The organism is Phytohabitans aurantiacus (assembly GCF_027923225.1).
Lineage (GTDB): Bacteria > Actinomycetota > Actinomycetes > Mycobacteriales > Micromonosporaceae > Phytohabitans > Phytohabitans aurantiacus.
In genome coordinates this window covers 1-22,562 of sequence record NZ_BSDI01000068.1, presented here as the reverse complement: position 1 = coordinate 22,562, position 22,562 = coordinate 1, and the positions used below count along the sequence as shown (strand labels likewise).

Here is a 22,562-nt window from a genome sequence, read left to right as displayed (position 1 = left end):
AACGGGCGGACCGCGGGTCAAGTCCAGGTGAGTCGGTGCTGGAGCACGGCTTGTTCAGCCGGGTTGGCGGTCAGATCCAGCGCACGCGCGTCGGCGGCGCGGCCCTGGTCGGGCTGGCCGAGTTGGCGTAGAAGTTCGGCGCGGGTGGCGTGGTAGAGGTGGTAGCCGTCCAGGTCGCCGGCGAGCGTGTCGAGTTCGGCCATGGCCTTGTTCGGCCCACGGACGTAGCGCACGGCGATAGCCCGGTGCAGGCGGGTGACCGGCGAGGGTTCCAGGTGCAGCAGCATGTCGTACAGCAGCACGATCTGTTCCCAGTCGGTGTCCTGCCAGCGTGCGGCCTCCGCGTGGCAGGCGACGATCGCCGCCTGGAGCTGGTACGGCCCGGGACGCTGGAGCAGGCCGGCGCGGATCAACAGCCGGGAGGCGTCGCCGATGGCGTGCCGGTCCCACCGGGACCGGTCCTGGTCCTGCAGGCGGACCAGGGCGCCGTCGGTGTCGAAGCGGGCTTCGGCGCGGGCGCGGTGCAGCACGATCAGGGCGAGCAGGCCCATGACCTCCGGCTCGGTGGGCATGAGCTTGTGCAGCAGGCTGGCTAGCCATTCGGCGTCGTCGACGAGGTCGCGGGACTGGGCCCGTTCTGCGGTGGACAGGTATCCCTCGTTGAACAGCAGGTAGATGACTGTGAGGACCTGCCCGAGCCGGGCGCCGAGTTCGTCGTCGTTCGGGATCCGGTACGGGATGCCAGCGTCGGTGATCTTGCGCTTGGCGCGGGTGATCCGCCTGGCGACCGCGCTCTCGTGCACCAGGAACGCGCGGGCGATCTGGGTGGTAGTCAGCCCGCACACCACGCGCAGCGTGAGCGCGATCTGCGCCGGCCTGGGCAGCGCCGGATGGCAGCAGGTGAAGATCAGCCGAAGTTGCTCGTCCGGGTCGGGTTGGACCGGCCACTGCAGCCGGGCGAGTTTGTCGCGGTACGTGTCCTGCCGGCGTAGTAGGTCCAGGCCGCGGCGGCGGGCGACGGTGAACAGCCAGGCGTCGGGCCGGTCCGGGATGCCTTCGGTCGGCCAGTGCCGCAGGGCCGCCAGCACGGCGTCCTGGACCAGGTCTTCGGCTGCGGCGAAGTCACCGGTGAGGTGCATCAAGGCGGTGGCCAGCCGGCCCGCGTGCTCGCGCACCACGCGGGCCAGTTCGGTGTGCGACGTCTGTGCCACCGGACGTTCAGGACTCGAGCGGACGGATCTCCACGATCGGGCAGCCGGGCCAGGTGGCGACCATGCGCAGCGCCTCGTCTAGGTCGGCGACCTCGATCTCGGTGTACCCGCTGACCACCTCCTTACCCTCCACGAATGGCCCGTCCATGATGACCGGCTCCCCCTGGTCCAGCCGTACCGTGGTGGCGGTCTGCGGGCCTTGCAGCTTGTGCCCGCCGCGGATCTTGTCGCGGTGGGTGGCCATCCACTCCCCCACCCGCGCGTAGGCCCGTTCGCGCTCGGCCGGGCCCATCGCTTCCAGGTCGGCGGCGAACTGTTCGGTGTCTACGAACAGCAGCACGTACTTCATCGTTCGTCCTCCCCATACAGGGCGGCGAGCCGCTGCCCCATCTCTTCGGGGGTCAGGTCCTCCACGTGCGACGCGACGACCCAGCCGTGCCCGAACGGGTCCACGATGTGCCCGTCCCGGTCACCGTAGAACTGGTCCTGCGGTGCGCGCAGCAACGCCGCTCCGGCCTCGACCGCCCGGGCCACCACGGCGTCGACATCGTCGACGTAGATGAACTGGAACACCGGGCTGCCGGGCAACCCTCCAGCCGGCGGCGCTGTCGTGCCCCGTTGCGGGTCTTCGTCCTCCACGATGACCACCGAGTCGCCGATCACGATTTCCGCGTGCCCGATGGTTCCGTTCGGGCCCGGGAACCGCATCCGCTCGGTGGCGCCGAACACCTGCGCGTAGAACTCCAGAGCCTTCGCGGCGCCGTGGACCACCAGGCACGGGGTGATCCGGCGGTAGGTGTCGGGAATCGGGTTGGGCTTGGCTGCGGTCATCTCGAATTTCCTCCTCGCTTTATTGCCTCCTACCAGTCAGACGACCGGCGCGACACGCGATCGGACACCCACACCGGCCCCAGGTCTGAATCGGCTGGTCCTTCAAGCCAAGGGACGCCCGCGGGCCAGTTCAGGCGGCAATGGGCAGATCGGCGAGGCGCCACTCGAGCATCCCGTCGGCCAGGCGGGTCGCGTCGCGGCCGTGGGCGCGCAGCAGCCGTACCGCGTCGTGGGCGAGAACGCAGTAAGCGCCGCGGCAATAGGCGACGATCTGCCCGTCGCCGGGCAGCTCGGCGAGGCGTTTGGACAACTCGTCCAGGGGGATGCTGACCGCGCCGGGGATGTGCCCGGCCGCGTACTCCTCACGCGGGCGCACGTCGAGCACCGTGACGGTCTCGGCCTTGGCCAGCTGCTGTAGCTCGTCGCGGGTGACCGGCCGGCCGCCGTCGTCGCCGAGGTAGGTGACGCGGGCGGCTTCGACGTCGGGGAGGTGCGACTGGGCGACCTCACGCAACCGGGCGAACAGGTCGGCGACGTCGCGTCCGGCCAACGAGTACAGGACGCGGGTGCCGTCGCGGCGGGTGGTGACCAGGTTCGCCTGGCGCAACGTCTGCAGGTGCGCTGACGCGGTGGTCAGCCCGAGATCCGCCGCAGCCGCCAGCGAGGCGACGTCACGCTCGCCCTGGGCCAGCAGGTCCAGCAGCTCCAGGCGCTTACCCGAAGCCAGAGCCTTGCCGACCCGGGCGAACTGATCGAACAGCGTGGTCTTGCGCTGACGGTCACCCATACTCATCCTCCAAAGATCTATGGAATAGTGTAGGAGATGGTGACCGGTGGTCGCCAATCGCACTGGCAGGGGCGTGAGGCACGTGGACGACAAGCTGATTCCACTCGTGGACGAGGGCCTGGGCAACTCGGCTTACCTGTTCGACCTCGGCGACGCACGCGCCCTCGCGATTGACCCGTCTCTGGACCTGCGCGCCGCCGACGCCGCCGCGACCGAGCACGGCCTGCGGATCGCGTACGCGGCAGAGACCCACCTGCACGCCGACTTCCTGTCCGGCGCTCGCCAGCTCGCCCACGACCACGGCACACGGATCCTGGCCTCGGCCGCCGGACGGCGCACCTTCGACCACATAGGCCTCGACGACGGCGTCGAGGTCGACCTCGGCGGGCTCACCCTGCGCACCCTGGCCACGCCCGGCCACACCCCGGAGCACCTGTCGTTCCTGCTGCTCGACGGCGATCGAGAGGTGGGGGTGTTCACCGGTGGGTCGCTGATCGTCGGAGCCGCCGCCCGCACCGACCTGATCAGCCCCGACCACACCGAGGAGCTGGCCCGCGCGCAGTACAACTCGCTGCGGCGGCTGGCCACCTTGGCGGATACGACCGCGGTGTGGCCCACCCACGGTGCGGGCTCTTTCTGCTCCGCCCCGCCCGGCACCGCACGCACCTCCAGCATCGGTGAACAGAAGCGGGCCAACCCGCTGCTGGCCGCCCCCGATGCGGACACGTTCGCACGAATGCTGATCGACAGCCTCGGCTCCTACCCGTCCTACTTCGCCCGGCTCGGCGAGCTCAACCGGCACGGTCAGCTGATCACCTCCCCGCCGCTACTCGCCCCGCTCGACGCCGCCCAGGTGCGGCGTCTGCTCGGCGATGGCGCGATCGTGGTCGACGTGCGGCCGGCGCGTGACTACGCCGCCGGACACATCCCGGGCTCGGTCGCGATCCCGCTACGCGCCCAGTACGCCACCTGGCTGGGCTGGCTGATCCCACCCGACGTGCCGATCGTCATCGTGCGCAACCCCGGCCAGGATCCCGCCGACATCCTGTGGCCCGCCCTCAACGTCGGCTACACCACGATCGCCGGTGAACTCCACGGTGGATTCGCCGCCTGGTCGGCCGCCGGCGAACAGATGGCCACGACCCTGGTGGTGCACGCGTCCGAAATGGACACCACCAATGTGGTCGATGTGCGCCAGGTCAGCGAGACCGCCACCGGGCACCTGCCGGGCGCCCACCTGATCGAACTCGGCGACCTGACCGAACGCAGCCACAGCGTGCCGAGCGGACCGGTAACGGTGATGTGTGGACACGGCGAGCGCGCTGCCACCGGAGCCAGTCTGCTCGAACGCACCGGCCACAGCGGCGTGTCCATCCTCGCCGGAAGCGCCCACGACTGGGCCACAGCCACGCGCCGCACCCTGACCACCGGCCGATGACCGCCACCTCGCCACCGGCGCCGCCGCGGCTGGGTCTACGCGAAAACCTGCCGCAGTTCGCCCTCCTGGTCGCGGTCAACGCCCTCGTCGGCGGAATGATCGGCCAGGAGCGCACCGTGCTACCTCTGCTAGCCGACCAGGTGTTCGCCATTACCGCGTTCACCGCCTCACTCACCTTCATCGTCGCGTTCGGCGTGACCAAGGCACTGACGAACCTGGCCGCCGGTGCCCTATCGGACCGCTACGGCCGCAAACCGGTCCTGGTCGCGGGGTGGCTGATCGGCCTCCCGGTGCCGGTGCTGTTGATCTGGGCGCCATCGTGGTGGTGGGTCATCGCCGCGAACATCCTGCTCGGCATCAACCAGGGCCTGACCTGGTCCACCACCATCGTCATGAAGATCGACCTGGTAGGCCCGACCCGGCGCGGGCTGGCCATGGGCTTCAACGAGGCCGCCGGCTACCTGGCCCTCGCCGCCACCTCGGCGGCGACCGGCGCTCTGGCCGCCGAACACGGCCTGCGTCCGGCGCCGTTTCTGCTCGGCCTCGCCTTCGCCGCACTCGGACTCGGCCTATCGACGGTATTCGTCACCGAGACCCACCAGCATGCCCAGCACGAGGCCCGCACCCACACCCCGGCCAACAGCGACCACCACGACGGCCTGACCGGGCGGCAGATCTTCACCCTCACCAGCTTCCGCGAAAGGGCCCTCTCCGCAGCCAGCCAGGCCGGGCTGGTGAACAACCTCAACGACAGCCTCGCCTGGGGCCTGTTCCCGATCCTGTTCGCCACCTCCGGCCTTGGCGTGGCCCGCATCGGCGTCCTAGTTGCCTTGTATCCGGCCGTGTGGGGATTCGGGCAGATGATCACCGGCGGCCTCTCCGACCGGTGGGGACGCAAACGGCTCATCACCACCGGGATGCTTCTGCAAGCCACCGGAATCGCCCTGGTCGCCGCCACCACCGGCTTCGCCGCCTGGGCGATCGCCGCCGTCCTGATGGGCGCGGGCACCGCCATGGTGTATCCCGTGCTGCTCGCCGTCATCGGCGACGTCGCCCACCCCACCTGGCGGGCCCGCGCCGTCGGCGTCTACCGCCTCTGGCGCGACCTCGGCTACGCCATCGGCGCCCTGATCGCCGGGATCACCGCCGACCTGCTCGGCCTGCGGGCGGCGATCTGGCTCATCGCGGCGATCACCGCCGGCTCCGGAATCGTCGTCGCGATCCGCATGTACGAAACCCACCAACCGGCGTCGACTTCAACAAAGGGGCGCGGAGGATGAACACACATCGCGGCCTGGACAGCGAACCGACCCATTTGGACTACAACGCCACCGCACCCGTCGCCCCAGTCGTGATCACGGCCATGGTCCTACCTGGTCACCTGCTTCGGCACCCCGTCCAGTAACCACCGCTACGCTGCCGGCCCCGCCGCAGCACTCGAATCCGCGAGTGCGCAAGTGGCGGCGCTGACGGCATCGACCCGGCCGGAATCGTGTTCACCGGCTCCGGGTCCGGAAGCAACAACCTCGCCATGCGCACGAAGCCAGCTCACCGGTGCCCCCTCCCGTCGGATTCGGTGCGGCTGAGCGGCCGGTCGCCCTCGAGCTGACCGGCGAAGCGGCAATGGCCGGTGCGGCATTCCTTGATCGTGGTGGAGATCAGCCGGCGGGTGCGGCGCAGTTCGGCGATCTTGGCGTCGATGCGGTCGAGGGCGCCTTCCAGGCGCCACTGTTCGCTGTCGCAGGTGGCGGTGCCGGTGTCGTGGGCGTGCAGCATTTCGATGATCTCGTCGAGGGTGAAGCCAAGGTTTTGGAGCATGCGGGCCATCCGGATCCGCTCCACAGTCGACGCCGGATACTCCCGGAACCCCGAAGGACGACGGCCCGGTTCGGGCAGGACGCCGCGGCGTTCGTAGAACCGAACGGTGTCGATGGTCACGTCGGCCTCGGACGCCACCTGGCCAATTTTCATGCCAGTCACCTCTTGACTCTGGACTCAAGTCCAGAGTTTACGGTCGTGGTAGAGCCCGACACAACGCACTAGAGGGGTAACGAGATGTCGATTGATCCGAGCGTGGCAACGGCTCCGATCGTGTGCGACCTGACCGGCGCGCCGGACACCGCCGAGCAGCGAATGGCCGAGTATGGTCGGCTGTTCGCGCAGTCACTGGCCGGACGGGACCGGACCGAGCAAAGGGTCCGGTTGCGGTTCCGCACCGACGGCGGCGTCGAGGCGTGGGTGCGTGACCTGGCCGCCCGGGAGAAGGCGTGCTGCCCGTTCTACGACTTCGGGATCAGCGCCACCGGTGGCGAGGTGTGGTGGGACATCAGCCTGGTCGACGGAGGCGCCAACGACGACCCGGACACGGCTCGCATGATGCTGGACGAGTTCTACGATGCACCGGACAACGTCGCCGGCGGTGTGGCCGGTATGAAGGAGCGGCTCGCGAACAGCGGGATCGCGGTCACCACGAACGAGTCCGGGACGGTGATGCGGTTCGACCGCATCGACGTCGACGCCTGAGCGCAAGCGTGGGTCTACCCGGCGGGCCCGGCCGGGTGGCATCCGGTACCCAGGTACAGCCTTACCGTCGAGGAGACGGGCGCCGGAGCACCTGGGGGTTGTGATGGATGTCCAGATATCGAACGCATGCACGTTGCCGACGGCGGATCAGCCGCTGCGCCTTGCCGAGTTCGACGCCTTTCGCCACGGCGGTACGCGGCATGGCGCGGGTCGCAACGGGCCAGGTGTGGATGTCGTTGACCGGCCCTGCCGGGCTGGCCGAGACGGTGCGCGACCTGACCGCGCGGGAGACCACATGCTGCTCGTTCTTCACCTTCACCGTCACGCCGGAGCCGGCCACCGATGGGGAGGCGCTGGCGCTGGACATCAGCGTGCCAGCCGCTTACACCGACGTGCTGGACGGGGCTACTGCGCCTTCGACGACGGCCACACACCCATCGACTGCGCCATCTGGGGCCACACCAACAACCACGCCGACGACGGCGACTACTCCGGCACCATCCACGCCCTGCTCACCGCCGGAGCACTCACCCAGCACATCGGCCCGCGGGGCGCCCTCACCATCGACACATTCGTGGTCGCCTACCTCACGACCGCCAACTGAACCAAACGGTTCCCAAACTCGACGCACCGTGGCGCACACGAAGGGCGGATCGGCGGCGGCGCCCCGCGCATGGACCCCTCGCCGCGAACATCAGCATCTCGCACTACCCAACGTGGCCGGTATCGACAACGCGGCGGCGACTCATCCCAGATGGGACGTGTCCGGGTCGACGGCGCGCAGGCCCTGGTGGAGCCGTTCCGTCGCTGGCCTCAGCCGCTGGTCCGCCCCATCGCCGAAGCGTCGCGGCGAGCTGGGCGACGGCAATGTGGGCCGCGTCGAACAGTGCCAGCTTGCGCGGAAAATTGTGGATCAGCCCTTGGTACCGGACGGCGATGACGGGTACGCCCGACCGGATGAGCCGCGCCGCGTACCTTTCGCCCTCGTCGCGGAGCAGGTCCAGTTCGGCGGTGATGACGACGGTTGGCGGCAGCCCCGCGAGATCACCGTGCAGCGGATTGACATCGGGATGTTCACGGTCGACGCCAGAGGGCGCAAAGGCATCCCAGAAGAAGCGCATCTCGTCGCGGTGCAGCCCATACTCGTCCAGCGCCGGATAGATGGCATCCGGGTCAATCACTGGGCACATCAGCAGCTGGACGGCCAAGCCCACGCCGGCGTCGCGAGCCCGCCTGGCCAGGACCGCCGCCAGATGCCCACCCGAGGAGTCGCCCGCCACCGCGATACGCCTCGGGTCGAGGCCGTGCGCGGTCGCACCACCACCGCGCAGCCAGCCGAGCGCGCGTTCCAGGTCGTCGATCGCGGCCGGGAATGGGTGCTCCGGAGCAAGCCGGTAGTCCAACGAGAGCACAGCCCACCCGGACATGACCGCCAGTTGCCGGCACAGTGGATCGTGGGTGTCGAGGTTTCCCATCACCCATCCGCCACCGTGCGCAAAGAGAAGCACCGGCGCGGTGTCCGCCTCGCCGTCGTGGTAGAGCCGTGCGGGCACGCCATCCGCTTCGACGTCGACCACTGTAGTGATCTCGGGTCCCGTACCCGCCTCGTCTGGTGTCGCATCCATCATGCTGCGGCGGACGGCCAGCAGATTCTCACAGGTAAGTGGCACGCGCCGTTGCACGCCCAACGCGGCCCGAGCCTGGGGATGCATCCGAGCGAAATCCATCCGACCGCCTATATCGGGGAGATGCGCTGGTCCTCGGTAGGCTCGGCGCAGCAGTACCAGGGTTCGCTCAGTTGCGGCACCGGACGCGACGTACGGATCGGGCGTGGGTTCGTGACAGTCGGACCGCCAACCTGAGCCGCTACGAGGGGCCTGACGGCGTCGAAGACGGCAGCGCGCGACTCCCGTCGTTCGGTCGCCTCGGCGACCAGCGCGAACACGGCCTCTTGGAGCGCGTCGACCGCGGGATCCGGATGACGCCACGGGTAGCACAGCCGCGTGCGGTCGAACGGCTCCACAAGGTTTTGAACGTCTGCTAGTTCGAGCAGCTTGGAGCCCTCCGGGATCAGCAGCCGAATCGCGTACTGGATGGGCGCGACGCTGGCGACGAGGTCCAGTTCGTCGATCTCGTCGAGGAACGCCATGTACCCCTCTAGTGATGTCCACGGCGTGAATGCCACGAACGTGGGATTCAGGTGGATGCCCACCTCCCGCAGCCCGTTGACCACCTTTAGGAAGTCCGCCCGGCTGTGCTGTTTGTCGAAGATCTCCAGAATGCGCTCGTCGACGGACTCGACGGCACTTGTGATCATGATGCAGCCGGTGTCGCGCAGCACCGACATCCGATCCAAGTTCGCCACGAGGTGCTCGACTTTGATCGTCACGTCGTAGGTCAACTCGGGGAACTCCTCGTGGATCGAGCGCACAAGCGCCAACGCGTGTGCCGGTCCGTTGAAGAAATCGGGGTCCCCGAACGTGATGTGCTGTGCCCCCGCGGCGATCTGTTGTCGGATATCGGCGAGCACCACATCGCGCTGTACAACCCGGAAGCGGCCGCCGTACACCGGGACGATTGGACAGTGGCGGCACAAGTGCTTACAGCCCCGGGTGGCCTCGGTGTATCCAACTGTCCTGGTGGTGCCGTCGGGCAGGGTCAGGTGGGCATAACGGTCGAGCGTTGGCAGGTCCTGGCGGCTCGGGACGAGGAAGTCCTGGCGGGCAAGCGAGACGGTGTCGTGTTCGCCGTCCCCACGCACAAGCGCGGCGAGGGGTTCCTCGAACTCGCCGCCGATCACCGCGTCGACGCCCAGTTCGTGTAGCAGGTCGCGGTTCACCGGGGCGTAGAGGCCGTAGGCACAAAGCCGAGCCCGCGGATTGAGGAGCCGCACGCGGGGGATGAGGTCCGCCGCGATGCGGGTCGCGGTGTGCATCGGCAGGTAGAACGCCACCAGGTCGGCCGCGCGAACGACGGCCTCGTCCAAGGTCTGCACCGCCAGGTCCAGGCAGCTGACCTCCGCACCGTCGGCCGCCAACCATGCCGCTGGCGACGCGAGACCGAACGACTGGTGTCCGAGGTCGTACGTGGACACGAGAAGCACGCGGGTCACGGCTTCACCTCCACCGTGTCGCGAATTTGTCTGGCGGGGGGCTCCCGCCACCTCGACAATACATCATGAAAACCTGTTTGATTGATGCTCGGCGACCTCAGGGTGTAGATCATGGCGAACTGCTTGGATCGGGCGGCCTGCTCCCTCCGACTGCTGGACCGGTTTGAGTTCATCGCTGCGTGCTGTGAACCCCGGCTCGGTTTCGCCGGCCAGCGGTTGCTGGCCTTGTTGGCGTTGCGCCAGCAAGGGCTGGATCGACGTTTGGTCGTCAGGGAGCTGTATCCAGAGATCCCGCCGCAACGCGCCGCGCGAAGTCTGCGTACGACCCTGTGGCGCATCCAGCGCTGCTGCCCGGCGATGGTCAAGGTGACCCCGGCCGAGATCCGACTCGCTCCCGAGGTCACTATCGACCTGCACGCTGCGGTCCATACCGCCGAGCTTCTGCTCGACCAGTCGGTGCGAATGTCCACCAGCGAGCTCGGCGCGGCGATACACGCGCGACTGACCGTGGACCTGCTGCCCGACTGGCCGGACGACTGGCTGGTCCTGGAGCGCGAACGGTTCCGCATGCTTCGCCTCGACGCGCTGGAGGCACTGTGCGGAAGGCTAACGGCCATCGGTTGGTACGGCGCCGCCATCGACGCCGGACTCGCGGCGTTGGCCGCCGACCCCCTGCGCGAGAGCGCCCACTGCATGTTGATCAAGGCACATCTCGCCGAGGGCAACATCTGCGAGGCGCGACGCCAGGCGCAACAGTGCCAGCAGCTAATGCGCGGCGAGCTGGGTCTCGATCCGTCCCTGGACCTGCTTGCGCTGCTGCGGGGTGCCTGAGTCGCACCCAGCGGCTGACCTCCGCAACGCGATATATGCTCCAAGACATGCCGTCCGTCGTGGTTACCCCGACCGCCCAGGCCCGCTTCTTCCGCGTCCTTGGCGATCCGACGAGGCTGGCCATCCTCACGCATCTGCTGACCGGCCCACACACCGTCTCCGAACTGATCGCAAAGACCGGCCTGTCGCAAAGCCGGCTCTCCAACCACCTCGCTTGCCTGCGTTGGTGCCAAGTCGTCGAGGCGGAGCGCAAGGGCCGCAACATGATCTACTCGGTCACCGACCCGCGGCTCCGCTCGGTCCTGGACGTCACCCAGGACCTGGTCGCCGACAAGGCCGAGCACCTCGCCTCATGCGGCCGCATCGGACCGGATTGGGTCTGACCGCCCGCGGAGGGCGGTCAGACCTGATTGCCGACTCATTCACAGAGCCACGGGGGCGTGCCCTCGAAGGCGAGGCAGTACTCGTCGAACAGGACCGCCGCCTCCACACCGAGCGCCGGCCCAGCTTGGCGGGCCAGCCAGGTGAGAAAGGGCCCGGGTTCGGCTCCAGCCATGCCTAGACCCTTGGTGTACTCCACATGCGCGGCCAGCGAAGCGATGCCCCGCTGGAGCGGTTCACCGGTGACGTCCACCCCGTGCGTGGGGTCCTCCGCGCCGGCCACGAAGACGTAGCGCACCCCTCCCCACGGCTCGAGGCCCTCGTCGATGAGTTCCGGGAAGATCCACCGGTTGCCGGCGTCTCCCCGGGCCGCGTCGAGCGCGGCAAGACCCACAGCCCGGTGGTCGGCCTGATTCGTCGCGCCACCACCCATACGTGCTGAAAAGGCGCCGGTCACGACGGCCTCGGGCCGGTGCCGCCGGATGGCCCGCACGATGTCGCGGCGCAGCGCCGGCCCGTACTCGACGACCCCGTCCCGATGGTCGAGGAATTCCACGACGTCGACGCCGACCTCGCGGGCACCAGCCCGCTCCTCAGCCTCGCGCAGCGGTCCGGCCTTGTCGGGGTGGATGTCATTGATGCCGGCCTCGCCTCGAGTGGCCAGCAGGTAGGTGACATGTTTGCCCTGCGCGGTCCACCGCGCAACCGCGGACGCCGTGCCGTACTCGATGTCGTCGGGGTGTGCGAAGACAGCCAGGCACCGTTCCCAGTTCTCCGGCAGGGTGGGCAGCAGCTCGGACATGATGGTCAGTTATCTCCTTGACTAGTTGTCGGCTAGGCGGCGACGGTCAGCAGGTCGCCGAACGAGCGGCGGGCAAGTCGCAGAGCTGTGTCCTGGCCGAGTTGCCAAACCTCGACGTCCGGATGGCGGGCGGTCCAGGCTCGCGCGCTGTGCGGTGACGTGAAGAAGTTGATGAATGGGCAAAAGCCGCTCGCCGCGTCCGCGCACCTGGCGGCCCTACCGAGCAGCACGGTGCAATCGGGCGGCTTCCAGGTGACCTGGCCGTCCTGCATCAGGACCTCGATCGGCGCCTCGGTCTCGGGCTCGACCGAGATCGCCACGCCAGTACGGCGCAGCATTCGCGGGATGCCCAGCGCGTCGATGGCGCACATCGCGTACACGGTGGGTCCACCGTCGATCATCACCTGATGCGGTGTGGGCTCCGCCGAGAAGGGATATGCGACCCGGACCCCAAGCCGGTGACCGGGATCCGTCAAGACCATGTCGAGGTTGCCCAGCTTGGCGAACACGACTGAAGCGTCCACACCGGACTGTGCCGCCACTCGCTCCAGCGTGTCTGGACCCGGCGGCTGCCCGGTTTCGGCGAAGCCACTGAGGACAGTGTGGTATAGCTTGCGCTCCGACTGCGGGAGGGCCCGCACCTTCTCCAGCAACTGGCTGGGCATGGCGGCCAGCACCCTGCGCTCAAGGTCAGTCACATCCTCGCCCGGCACGGGCATCGCGCCTCCCGACAAACCTGGCACGCCCCGATCGTAGGCCGCCAATGGCAGATTCAACAGGTTTTCCTTATATTTTTCCTGAGGACACTCCGTCAACATCCCGTCACACCCGGATGAGGGACCCACAATGACCGAGTACCGAACCCTGGCCACGGATATCCGCACCCTGCTCGCGCTGGACACGCCAGCGATCGCTGTCGCCTTCCTGGCCGAGCAGCCAGCGGGCATCCCCAAGACGAGCACAGTGTCGCCGTCCGCCTGCGCGTTCTGGCGCCACGCAGAACAACAGGTTTTCTACGCTACGGCCGAGCAGCACTTCAACTGCCAGGTAGGCGCCATGGTCATGGGCTTCAGCCTGCCCACCGAGATCACCGACCAGCTCGGCGGCCTGATGGAATCGATGTGTGCGGTGGGCTATCTGGCCCCCGAGGAGGCCGGGAAGGTACCCGCCGTACAGGGCCAACCGACCGGGATCATGTACGGGCCGCTGACCGACTTCCCGGTAACCCCGCACGCCATCCTGCTCTGGCTCACCGCCCGGCAGGCAATGCTCTACAACGAGGCCACCGGGGCCGCGGCGTGGACTTCCGAGGCGGTGCGGGTCGGCAGCCGGCCAGGATGCGCGGCCATTCCGGTCGCCAAGGAGTCCGGCACGCCAGCACTGACGCTGGGGTGTGCCGGGATGCGTACGTTCACGGAAGTCGCCGACGATCGCATGCTCGCCGTGGTGCCCGGCGACCGGCTGGCCTGGTTCGCCGACCGGCTACGGGCAACCTCGCAGGCCAACGCCGAGATGCGGAGCTACTACCAGCGGCGCAAGGCGGAAGTGACCGCTAGCCAACCATGACCACCGCCTGGTTCGTAGCCTTGCGAGCATCCAAAATATCAGGCTAACCTGTTGCATCGAGCCTAGGAGTTCACCGTGGACCAGCAGATCCTCTTCGTTCTCGGCGCGCGAAACTGCATACCGAGTGATCCGCTCGCTGCGGCGCACCGGATGGGCTACCGCTCGCTCGTGTTCACGCCGCGCACGCCCAGCTGCAGTGAGGCCGACCTCGACCTGATCGACCGACTCGAACGGGTACACATGCTCCGCCCGGAAGAGGCGCTGGAGTTGGCCCGCAAGTTCCATGCCGAGCAGCCGATCGCCGCCGTCGTGGCCTACGAGGAGGACGCCACCGTCCTCGCCGCCCACCTGGCAAAGGACCTCGGACTGCCGGCCCATCCGGTCGAGGCAGCAGAGGCGGCGATGGACAAGCCGACGATGAAGGCACGCTTCGTCGCGGCCGGCGTGCCCAGCGCGGATTTCATCGTCGCCGCGGATGAGGACGATGCCGTCCGCTGGGCCGGCAAGGTGGGCTACCCGGTCGTCGTCAAGCCCTGCCGAGGCTCGGCCAGTCAGGGTGTGATCCGCGCCGACGACGAGACCGAGCTGCGTACGGCATATCGCCGGCTGCGCCGCATCGTGCGGGACTACGGCATGGACAACGGCGGCCGTCCGCACCGGATGCAGCTCGTCGAGCGATACCTGTCGGGCGGTGAGATCTCCGTCGAGCTACTCCTGCAGCGTGGGCAGGCGCAGGTCACCGCAGTGTTCGAGAAGCCGCGCCCGTTGATCGGTCCGTTCTTTGAGGAGACCATCTACATGACGCCGGCCCGGCTCGCGCCGGGGCGTCAGCGCGAAGTGGAGGAGCTCGCGATACGCGCCGCCAGTGCACTCGGGCTGTACCACGGGCTGGCGCATTGCGAGATCCGGTTGACCGAGGCCGGGCCGTACGTGCTGGAGATCGCGGGCCGGCTGCTGGGCGGCGTGTGTTCCAAAGCCTTCCGCGACCGTCTTGGCGACGACATCCACCCGTTTCTGTTCCGCCTGGCGATGGGCGAGCCGGTCACGCTACCGACGACCGCGCCGGACGCGCCCGTCTCCGCCGCGATGATGCTGCCCGTGCCGGCAGAGGGACGGCTCGTGGCGCTGCACGGTGTCGAACAAGCGCAACGCGTGCCAGGCATCCGAGAGGTGGTCGTCACCGGCCAGCCCGGCGACGCGATCGTGCCCTTCCCCGAGCAGACCGCGTACCCCATCGGTTTCCTCTGGGCGAGCGGGCCCACGCACGAGGCGGTGGAGGACGCGCTCGCCCGAGCCTCGGCCACCATCTCGGTCGAGCTGACCCCGCTGGGATGCGACTACTGGGAGCGCGCGCTGGACGAACGCGACGCGGCCTACCAGCCGCCCGCGGGCACCACGATCTCGCGGGTGTTCGAGCTCCCACCGCAGGAAGCCCGTCAGCGTGCGATCTCATACCTCGCCGCCGGTGTGTTCGACGAGCTACCGGCCGCCGAGGCATCCCGGGCAGCCGGCCGGCTGCTGGATGAAGAAGGGTGCAGAGGCGAACCAGTCTGGATCCAGCTCGACGACAAGGCACTGTGCCTCGGCTTCGCCGACGGCCAGACCGGGTACCTGTGCTGCGCCGCGGTGCTTCCGGAACACCGGAGCCGCGGAATCGGCACGATACTGTTCCGTGCGCAGCTCGCCGAGCTGGCCCGGCGCGGCTGCACGCGCGTGGTGTCCGAGACCGACCCGCGCCTGCCGTTGTCGCCACCGACGCTCGAGCGGGTCGGTTTCACCCGGATTCCAGATGCGGCATGCCAGGATCCCATCCGCGTCCACAGCTGCGGACTCGCGCCGATGGTCCACGATGGACGCTGAGGCACTGCGTGAGGTGGTGCGCCGGTACGGCACTCCGGCGTACGTCTACGACCTGAACCGGATCCGGGCCCGGGTCACCGCACTGCGCGCCGCGCTACCGCCCGCGGTCGACATTCTCTACTCGGTCAAGGCCAACCCGACGGCGCTGATCTGCCGCCTGCTCGCCGACTCGGGCGTGGGCGCCGAGGTGGCGTCCCCTGGGGAGCTGGCGGTGACGCTGGAGGCGGGATTCGCGCCGCGGCGGCTGTTGGCGACTGGGCCGTACAAGTCGCCCTCGATGCTCGCCCGCCTGGGCGCGCTGCCTGGCGTGTTGCTGTCAGTCGACTCAGTCAGTGAGCTGGCCGCGTTGGCCGAGACCGACGGCGGACCAGATCTGCTGCTGCGGCTGCGGCCGGACTTCGACCCAGCGGGCGACGTGCGAATGGACGCAGCGTCGCGCTTCGGTATCCCGCTCGACGACCTTGCCGCCGCTCGGCCGTATCTGCGCCGTTGCACGGGTTTCCACGTCTACCCCGGCTCCCAGATTCTCGACGGCGAACAGGCTGCGGGCAACGTGCGTGCCGCGTACGACCTTGCCATGACCGCTGCCGCGGTGCTTGGTGTGACGCCTCGGGTGCTGGATCTCGGCGGTGGCTTCGGTATCCCGTACGGACCTGGGGACGTCGAGCTGGAGCTGGGGCCCGTGGCGGAAACGCTCCGCACGCTCGCCGCACAGGCGCCGCAGACGCGGCTGATGCTGGAGCTGGGGCGGTACCTGGTTGCGGATGCGGGTTGGTACCTGACCGCTGTCGCCGCGCACCAGACGTGGCAGGGGCGACCCGCGGTCGTCGTGGACGGCGGCACTCACCACCGGCCAGACCTGTGCGGGCTGGACCTACCGCGACGCGTTGGCCCGCCCGCACTCCTCAAGCCGGCGTCGGGGCCCCGCGTGCCGGTGGCCGTGCTCGGCTGTCTCTGCCTCCCCTGGGACATTCTGGCGGAACGCGCGGACCTTCCCCGGCTAACGGTCGGAGATGTGCTCGCGTTCCCGAACGCGGGCGCCTACGGCCTCTCCGCGGCCGCGCACGGTTTCATCAGCCATCCCCTGCCCGCCGAGGTGGCGATCGACGGCGACGAGCTGGTGGCGCTTCGGACGCCCGTCGACGCGTTAGCTAGGGCAGGCGTGCCCTGACCGACAATGCCTGCCACCGACGTCCACTATGGAGGTGACCATGGACGGTCAGCATGCGGCAGAAAAGCCGTCCTGTATCGGGGTTATGGACAAGGCGCTGGCCCTGGATCGGGACGGCGGGGATGTGGTTCACCTGGAAAAGGGTGAGCCTGACTTCGATACACCGCCACTGGTCGTCGAGGCGGCGGTGGACGCCCTCCGCAACGGGCACACGAGATATACGACGAGCACGGGTCTGCTTGAGCTACGTGAGGCGATCTGCGGGTTCTACGCTCGGGTGCACGCAGTAGACATCGACCCAGAGCGCGTCATCGTCAACTCCGGATCGTCACCCGCCCTGCTCACGGTGCTCCTCGCGGTCCTGGCGCCGGGCGACGAGGTAGTCCTACCCGATCCCGCGTACTCCTCATACCGACGCCTCGTGGAGCTCGCGGGTGCGAAACCGGTGCACGTGCCGACCCGCCACTACGACTTCCGCTACACCGCGGACGCCGCGGCCGCCGTTATCGGGCCCGCCACCAAGGCAATCATCATCAACTTTCCCTCCAACCCAATCGGCTCCACAGCGGACGCCAACCTCCTCACCGAATTCGCCAACCTCGGGCCCTTGGTGATCTCTGATGAGGTCTACCAAGGAATGTCCTATACGGACATCCTGGACCCGACGATCCTGTCTGTGACCGCCGATGCCGTCGCGCTCCAGAGCTTCTCCAAGGCCTACGCGATGACTGGATGGCGGCTCGGCTACGCGGTCCTACCGCCACACCTTGTCTCCAAAGTGAAAGCCATCCACCAGGACGGGTTCGTGTGCCCGAACGCGTTCGTCCAGCGCGCGGCCATTGCTGCACTCGCCCATGCCGAGGAGATTTTCGACGGCTGGCGGGGGCCCTTGCGGGAGCGGCGTGACCTGCTCCTAGCCGGGCTGCCGGAGCTGGGCTTCGAGATCCCGTGCACACCAGACGGCGGCTTCTACGTATTCGCCAAGCTGCCACCCGGTCACAACGACTCGTACACATTCGCGGCTCGGCTGCTGTCCGAGGCGCGGGTGGCGGTGGTGCCTGGGCCGGAGTTCGGCCCGGACGGCGAAGGCTACGTGCGGCTGTCCTACGCCACGCCGGCGCCCAGGATCGCCGAAGGCCTCCGGCGCATCGGCTCCTTCCTCACCAAGCCTCCTAGCCCTCGTGGAGAAACCCATGGCCAACTCAGCGCAAGATGACCTCTTCGGCTACACCGAGGCGTACTACGCAACTCGCTCGCTGCTAGCCGCGTGGCGGATCGGGCTTCTCGACGCCGCGCAGCACGACCAAGTCGACATAGGAGACTGGGCCGCCGCACAGGACTTCGACCCCGATCTGCTACGCGCCCTCGCGGACTACCTCGTGCTGCGCGACCTCTTGGAGCGCGACGGCGACGCCTACCGGCTCAGCGAACGCGCCCGGGCGATGTACCCGTACTTCGGCTACCTCCCCAGCCACGTGGGGGCCTACGAACCGATCTTCAACGCACTGGAAGACGTGCTGGCGCGGCGCCGCACATACGGCGGGGACCTGGACCGCTCCCACCAAGAGGTGGCCAGCGGGATGAGCGCGATGGAGGAACACCTGCTCGGCCAACTGACCAGGATCACCGACGACATCCGTTTCCACGGGGTCGTGGACCTGGGCTGTGGCAGCGCCCGGTTGCTCAGCAAACTGCTGGCACGCGAACCAGGTCTACGGGGTGTCGGCATCGATCACGAAGAGGTGGCCTGCGCGGAGGCGCGCCGCACCCTCGAACGGGAAGGCCTCAGCGACCGCGCCACGATCCTGCGAGGCGACGCGACCCGGCTACACGAACTACCGGCTGGCACGTTCGACGGGATCGACCTGGCCATCGCGATGTTCGTCATGCACGAGGTCAACTACGGACGCACCCGCGACGAGGTCGTCCGCTGTCTACGCGACATCGCCGAAATGCTCGGTCCGGACGGCCGCCTCCTCATGGTGGAGGTGTCCCGTGTCCCCGCCGACGGACCCCGCCGAGGGCTCCGCTTCATCCCCGAGTACCAGCTCACCCACGAGTTCTCGCATCAGCGCCTCATAGGCCGAGATGACTGGGAAAGCATGCTCGCGGAGGCTGGCATGAAGGTGCTGCGCACCGAGCCCGCCGGTATCTGCGAAGCCTTCTGCTTCGTCGCCAGCGTCGCATGAGAATGGCGCCTGCCAAGCCGCTCCGGCTTGGCAGGCGCCACGAAATCCAGTGACTTAGCGTACGAACTGCCTGGCCGGGCGCAGCATCCAGTACAGGATGCCACTGGTGATGGCCAGCCCGATCACCTTGAACTCCAAGCCCGCGAAGGGCAACGACGAGGCGGCGAACGTCAGCCCGAGCGTGCCCAGCAGAGGGATGGTGCAGCTTGGGCAGCCAAACGTACTGAGGCCGAGTAGGAGGCCACCGCCGGCGGTGCAGGCGCCGGTGGCCGCCGCCGAACGGCGGGCCTTGACCAGGCGGAAGCTCTCCACGACGAGCACCGCGGCGGTTACCGCGAGGAGCGCGTTGAGGACCACCATCACCACGACCCACGCCATTCCCTGCTCAGCGACGAGCCCGTCGAATGTGGTCACCTCGGTTGTGGTGAGGCTGCTGCGCAAGCCGGCCGCCCGCAGGTCGAACCAGCTGTACACACCGAACAGGACCACGCTGAGCCCGATGACGCTCGGCACTCGCAGGACGGACCACAGCCGCCCCCAGCGGCTGACAGATGCCATGTGTACCACCATCCTCTCTACGGACACACAGCTGATGAACCAGATTCACGCCAGCCCGAGGAAGTACTGCTCACACTTGAGCCACACCTGCGCGCCCAGCAGCAGCCCGAGCAGATGGCTTCTGGTGTAGTCGTCCGGGAAGTGGACCCCGCCCCACAGGCGGGACAACCCGGCGTCCTCGGCCATCGACGTGTACGTCGGGTAGTGCAACAGGACGTCGCTGGCTGGGGCGAGGCCCGGTTCGGCCACCGACGATCCGGCCGGGACAACGACGGAGAAGCCGAAGGTGTCGTTCAGCTTGAACAGCTGCATGACCCTCGCCCACGCCGCGGAGAACGTGGCGTGTCCGGAGATGAACGCCGGGAAGGGTGGGCTCGGGAAGTGTCTGGGCTTGTACGGATGCCAGGTGCCACCGTTGATGAGCTGTGTGCCCAGGCCCGGGCCGGCCCAGGCACTGACCTGCTGACCGTTGAACAGTTTGCGGATAGCGCTGATCGGCCGGACCGAGTTGTACAGGCGCTTGTTGTCCCAGACCACGATGCTGGCGTCGAACATCGCGTTCGTCACGCCGAAGAACAGTTTCACATCCTGGTCGAGGCTGTGCTGATCACGCGCCGACACGAAGTGCAGGAACTGGCAAATGTGCGCCGGCGGCGGAGGCTGAACCGTGTCCGGCCCGTCCGGCCAGTACGACACCACCGCCTTCTGCCTCTCGGTCAGGTTGGCGCTCATGGCCAGTAGCTGGTTGGCCTGGTTGAGGTAGCCCTGCGTGCCGAACTTCTCCGGGCCGGTCAGGTCGCGGTGCACCGCCGCGGACAGAAGTCCGAAAGGCGTTACCTGTCCCCAGAACGGTTGGCGATACGTTGGCGTCTCCGTCTGACCGAACAGGTTCACGTAGGTCAGCGGCTGCCACTGGTCTGGACTTGGCAGCGTCGCCGGGTTGAACGGGGCGCTGACGACCATCGGCTGGTTGACTGGCACGTAGCCGGTGTAGTCCGAGTAGGGACCAGGGGCCAGGTTGCCGAGCTGATTCGAGCCGTCGTTGTGACGGTACGCCAGCAGACCCGCGGCCGCCGTCACCCCCACGCCCGCCGGCGAGGTGGCGTCCGTCGGATTGAGGGCGGGGTTGAAGCCGAGAGACTGCATGAACGCGTCGAATATCGGCTTGCGGGCGGGGTACAGGTCGACGCACGTGCGGTGCGCGGCGTAGCTCATCGCCTGAATCTTGTTCGCCAGCGTGCGCTCCAGCAGCGGCCGCCGCAGTGCGCCGCCGTACCTGGTGCCGTTCGCCAGCAAGTCGTACGCGGCCCACGCGTCGTACATAGCCGTGTGCACCATCGCCAGCGAACGGGCCCACGGGCCCGGACCAAAGGGATCCACACGGACGGACTCGATGACCTGTTTGTTCCAGCCGATCACCACGTTCTCGCCAGCGGCGGACGCCAGGCGAGGAGTGGCGAGCGCACCGCCAATCGCTCCGGCGCCGACGGCCGCGAGAGCGGCGCCGGAGCCTTTTAGGAGGCTCCGGCGGCTGAACGTCTCACGGATTGACATTGATTCCGCCCAGGTAGACCTTCGGGCCGAGCAGGCCGAGGGTGCCTGAGAGCAGCGCACCGCCGAACATCTTCCAGTCCGAGCGGAACGTCGAAGCGGTTGAGATGGCGGTTAGGAGGCCGCCGTTCCACAGCGGAGTGGTGTAGTGCATCTCGAACCGGTCGGCCGTGATCCCCCGGTTGTCGATGCCGATCGCGGCGAAGTCATGCTCGACGTCCTCGAGGACCACGCCGGTGAGCAGCATGGTGATCGAACGCATCCGGCCCTGCGCGGTGATGGTGCGGGCCGCGCGGTCCACCGTGTAGGTGAGGGTTCCCACGGAGAACATCTCCATCGCGAAGGAGCCGATGACGCCAGGGATCGCCCCCGTGGTTCCAACCGCGCAGGTGACCAGCACCGGGTTCAAGTTGAACGGTGAGGGGTGGAACGCGGTTGACATGTCGGCATACATGCCGGCGCCAAGGTCGCCGAACGTCGGTTCACTGGCCGACGCCGCCTGGGCGGTCGTGGCCAGCGTGGTGGGAACGGCGACCGCGGCGGCGGCCCCCAGAGCGGCGGTCTTCAATACCTGCCGTCGTTCCATGGTGAGCACTCCTTTGGCGCGGATTCGAGACTGGACTGGGCCCAACTGTCCAACAGCACCGTCACACCGCCGCGTGTCGCGCCGTTATGTCGGCGTCACGCCAGAGTCATGGACTCGTGAGGGTTCCGGTGATGACCAGAGCGCCGTAAAGTAATCGAGGAATGTCGCTGTGAGATCACATTGCTGTGCATGCGGCGACTTCTGCGAGGTGAACGGGTGGGACCGAATGCGCAGATCCGTCGTTTCTGGACAGTCCGTCGAACAGAATGTGAATTCGTCGGATGGCACCGTGCTGCGGGTCCGGCTGTTGGGCGCCTTCGGGGTGTCCGCTGGACCGCACCTGCTGTCGATCGGCGTTGCCGGCCAACGGCTGGTGGCCATGCTCGCGTTGGCCGAGCAGTCGGTCAGCCGCTCCCGGGCCGCGGCGACGCTGTGGCCGGACATTCCGGAGAGCCGCGCCAGTGCGAACCTGCGGGCGACGTTGTGGCGCTTGCTGCGCCTGCCACACAGAATTGTGGAGGCCACCCCCTTTGAGCTGCGACTCCCGCCTGACTGGCAGGTCGACACGCGAGAACTGGTCGCCCTTGCCCGGCTTCTGCTGGACCGGACGAGCGTCCTCACCGATGCGCAGCTCAGCGCGGCGATACGGATCAACCTTTACGAGGACCTGCTACCCAATCACACGAACGAGGCCTGGCTACACCCCGAGCGGGAACGGTTCCGCCAGCTGCGCCTGCACTGCCTTGAGGCCCTTTGCGAGCGCCTGACGAGCGCCCGCTGGCACGGCGCGGCCGTCGACTGCGCATTGGCCGCGGTGCGAGCCGACCCTCACCGGGAGAGCGCCAGCATCGCATTGATCAACGCACACCTCGCCCAAGGCAATTATCGCGACGCGGTACGCCATTACGACGCGTACCGCTCCCGCCTGCGGCAGGATCTCGGGGCGGAACCGTCACCGATGTTCAACCAAGCGCTGCTGGGCCGTACACAAACGGCTGCACCAGATATACAACGCAATTTTAACCCAATTCGGTACACGACGTAGTTTCGGCCTTCACTTGGATGCAGCCAAGGAGCGTTATTCAGAACGTGGTTATCCCCAGGTTCGGTAGATCTCCAGTCCGGTGACGGTGCGTAGGACTTCGGGAAAGTCGGTGAGGCGTCC

The 22,562-nt window shown here is 68.0% G+C and carries 24 protein-coding genes; 12 read left to right on the top strand and 12 right to left on the bottom strand.

Annotated elements, in window-relative coordinates:
• Positions 1–17 precede the first annotated feature (17 nt).
• The 4 genes from QMG73_RS39900 to QMG73_RS39885 form a co-directional block, all read right to left on the bottom strand.
• Complete coding sequence (locus QMG73_RS39900; protein WP_281904390.1) at positions 18–1,211, bottom strand: RNA polymerase sigma factor; 1,194 nt, start codon at positions 1,209–1,211, stop codon at positions 18–20.
• A gap of 7 nt (positions 1,212–1,218) precedes the next feature.
• A complete protein-coding gene (locus QMG73_RS39895; RefSeq protein ID WP_281904389.1) occupies positions 1,219–1,560 on the bottom strand; it encodes a YciI family protein in 342 nt (113 codons plus the stop codon).
• A complete protein-coding gene (locus QMG73_RS39890) occupies positions 1,557–2,042 on the bottom strand; it encodes a VOC family protein (RefSeq protein ID WP_281904387.1) in 486 nt (161 codons plus the stop codon). Before QMG73_RS39890 ends, QMG73_RS39895 begins: the two co-directional genes overlap by 4 nt.
• Positions 2,043–2,172: 130 nt before the next feature.
• Complete coding sequence (locus QMG73_RS39885) at positions 2,173–2,835, bottom strand: ArsR/SmtB family transcription factor (protein ID WP_281904385.1); 663 nt, start codon at positions 2,833–2,835, stop codon at positions 2,173–2,175.
• A gap of 76 nt (positions 2,836–2,911) precedes the next feature.
• On the opposite strand from QMG73_RS39885, the gene QMG73_RS39880 reads away from it, so the two are divergent.
• Together QMG73_RS39880 and QMG73_RS39875 are read left to right on the top strand one after the other, a co-directional pair.
• Positions 2,912–4,267: an MBL fold metallo-hydrolase gene (locus QMG73_RS39880; protein WP_281904384.1), complete on the top strand. Its 1,356-nt coding sequence runs from the start codon at positions 2,912–2,914 to the stop codon at positions 4,265–4,267.
• A complete protein-coding gene (locus tag QMG73_RS39875) occupies positions 4,264–5,547 on the top strand; it encodes an MFS transporter (RefSeq protein WP_281904382.1) in 1,284 nt (427 codons plus the stop codon). Before QMG73_RS39880 ends, QMG73_RS39875 begins: the two co-directional genes overlap by 4 nt.
• A gap of 268 nt (positions 5,548–5,815) precedes the next feature.
• On the opposite strand, the gene QMG73_RS39870 is transcribed toward QMG73_RS39875, so the two are convergent.
• Positions 5,816–6,238, bottom strand: coding sequence for a MerR family transcriptional regulator (locus tag QMG73_RS39870; RefSeq protein ID WP_281904380.1), 423 nt, complete (start codon positions 6,236–6,238; stop codon positions 5,816–5,818).
• Between the two features lie 102 nt (positions 6,239–6,340).
• On the opposite strand from QMG73_RS39870, the gene QMG73_RS39865 reads away from it, so the two are divergent.
• Both QMG73_RS39865 and QMG73_RS39860 read left to right on the top strand, forming a co-directional pair.
• A complete protein-coding gene (locus tag QMG73_RS39865) occupies positions 6,341–6,790 on the top strand; it encodes a hypothetical protein (RefSeq protein ID WP_281904379.1) in 450 nt (149 codons plus the stop codon).
• A gap of 295 nt (positions 6,791–7,085) precedes the next feature.
• On the top strand, positions 7,086–7,394 hold the full coding sequence (locus tag QMG73_RS39860) for a hypothetical protein (protein ID WP_281904378.1): 309 nt from the start codon (positions 7,086–7,088) through the stop codon (positions 7,392–7,394).
• A gap of 103 nt (positions 7,395–7,497) precedes the next feature.
• Here the strand turns inward: QMG73_RS39860 and QMG73_RS39855 are convergent, their stop codons facing one another.
• Both QMG73_RS39855 and QMG73_RS39850 read right to left on the bottom strand, forming a co-directional pair.
• The gene (locus QMG73_RS39855) at positions 7,498–8,460 is read right to left on the bottom strand and encodes an alpha/beta hydrolase (RefSeq protein WP_281904377.1); all 963 of its coding nucleotides are present in this window, start codon (positions 8,458–8,460) and stop codon (positions 7,498–7,500) included.
• A gap of 65 nt (positions 8,461–8,525) precedes the next feature.
• Positions 8,526–9,902 carry a CUAEP/CCAEP-tail radical SAM (seleno)protein gene (locus QMG73_RS39850; protein ID WP_281904376.1) on the bottom strand — a complete coding sequence of 459 codons (1,377 nt, stop codon included), beginning with the start codon at positions 9,900–9,902 and terminating at the stop codon, positions 8,526–8,528.
• Positions 9,903–10,025: 123 nt separating this feature from the next.
• On the opposite strand from QMG73_RS39850, the gene QMG73_RS39845 reads away from it, so the two are divergent.
• Together QMG73_RS39845 and QMG73_RS39840 are read left to right on the top strand one after the other, a co-directional pair.
• Positions 10,026–10,733, top strand: coding sequence for an AfsR/SARP family transcriptional regulator (locus QMG73_RS39845; RefSeq protein WP_281904374.1), 708 nt, complete (start codon positions 10,026–10,028; stop codon positions 10,731–10,733).
• Positions 10,734–10,780: 47 nt separating this feature from the next.
• Complete coding sequence (locus QMG73_RS39840; RefSeq protein WP_281904372.1) at positions 10,781–11,116, top strand: ArsR/SmtB family transcription factor; 336 nt, start codon at positions 10,781–10,783, stop codon at positions 11,114–11,116.
• A 35-nt stretch (positions 11,117–11,151) separates the two neighbouring features.
• Here the strand turns inward: QMG73_RS39840 and QMG73_RS39835 are convergent, their stop codons facing one another.
• Together QMG73_RS39835 and QMG73_RS39830 are read right to left on the bottom strand one after the other, a co-directional pair.
• Positions 11,152–11,916, bottom strand: coding sequence for a PIG-L deacetylase family protein (locus QMG73_RS39835; protein ID WP_281904371.1), 765 nt, complete (start codon positions 11,914–11,916; stop codon positions 11,152–11,154).
• 32 nt (positions 11,917–11,948) lie between these two features.
• Complete coding sequence (locus QMG73_RS39830) at positions 11,949–12,659, bottom strand: alkylmercury lyase family protein (protein ID WP_281904370.1); 711 nt, start codon at positions 12,657–12,659, stop codon at positions 11,949–11,951.
• A 103-nt stretch (positions 12,660–12,762) separates the two neighbouring features.
• Between QMG73_RS39830 and QMG73_RS39825 the strand changes: the two genes are divergently transcribed.
• The 5 genes from QMG73_RS39825 (at position 12,763) to QMG73_RS39805 (ending at position 18,702) form a co-directional block, all read left to right on the top strand.
• On the top strand, positions 12,763–13,482 hold the full coding sequence (locus QMG73_RS39825) for a DUF169 domain-containing protein (protein ID WP_281904369.1): 720 nt from the start codon (positions 12,763–12,765) through the stop codon (positions 13,480–13,482).
• Positions 13,483–13,557: 75 nt separating this feature from the next.
• Positions 13,558–15,342: a GNAT family N-acetyltransferase gene (locus QMG73_RS39820; protein ID WP_281904368.1), complete on the top strand. Its 1,785-nt coding sequence runs from the start codon at positions 13,558–13,560 to the stop codon at positions 15,340–15,342.
• The gene (locus QMG73_RS39815; protein WP_281904367.1) at positions 15,332–16,513 is read left to right on the top strand and encodes a type III PLP-dependent enzyme domain-containing protein; all 1,182 of its coding nucleotides are present in this window, start codon (positions 15,332–15,334) and stop codon (positions 16,511–16,513) included. Before QMG73_RS39820 ends, QMG73_RS39815 begins: the two co-directional genes overlap by 11 nt.
• A gap of 40 nt (positions 16,514–16,553) precedes the next feature.
• Entirely contained in the window at positions 16,554–17,729 is a 1,176-nt protein-coding gene (locus QMG73_RS39810) for a pyridoxal phosphate-dependent aminotransferase (RefSeq protein ID WP_281904365.1), read from the top strand.
• A complete protein-coding gene (locus tag QMG73_RS39805; protein ID WP_281904364.1) occupies positions 17,707–18,702 on the top strand; it encodes a class I SAM-dependent methyltransferase in 996 nt (331 codons plus the stop codon). Before QMG73_RS39810 ends, QMG73_RS39805 begins: the two co-directional genes overlap by 23 nt.
• A 54-nt stretch (positions 18,703–18,756) precedes the next feature.
• On the opposite strand, the gene QMG73_RS39800 is transcribed toward QMG73_RS39805, so the two are convergent.
• The 3 genes from QMG73_RS39800 to QMG73_RS39790 are packed head-to-tail and all read right to left on the bottom strand — an operon-like array spanning position 18,757 to position 21,406.
• Entirely contained in the window at positions 18,757–19,260 is a 504-nt protein-coding gene (locus QMG73_RS39800; protein WP_281904362.1) for a hypothetical protein, read from the bottom strand.
• A 45-nt stretch (positions 19,261–19,305) separates the two neighbouring features.
• Positions 19,306–20,814, bottom strand: a complete 1,509-nt coding sequence (locus tag QMG73_RS39795) for a vanadium-dependent haloperoxidase (RefSeq protein WP_281904361.1) — start codon at positions 20,812–20,814, stop codon at positions 19,306–19,308.
• On the bottom strand, positions 20,801–21,406 hold the full coding sequence (locus tag QMG73_RS39790; RefSeq protein ID WP_281904359.1) for a hypothetical protein: 606 nt from the start codon (positions 21,404–21,406) through the stop codon (positions 20,801–20,803). The genes QMG73_RS39795 and QMG73_RS39790 overlap by 14 nt, the downstream gene beginning before the upstream one ends.
• 217 nt (positions 21,407–21,623) lie before the next feature.
• Here QMG73_RS39790 and QMG73_RS39785 point away from each other — a divergent pair, with 217 nt between their 5' ends.
• Entirely contained in the window at positions 21,624–22,442 is an 819-nt protein-coding gene (locus QMG73_RS39785) for an AfsR/SARP family transcriptional regulator (protein WP_281904357.1), read from the top strand.
• Positions 22,443–22,562: the final 120 nt, after the last annotated feature.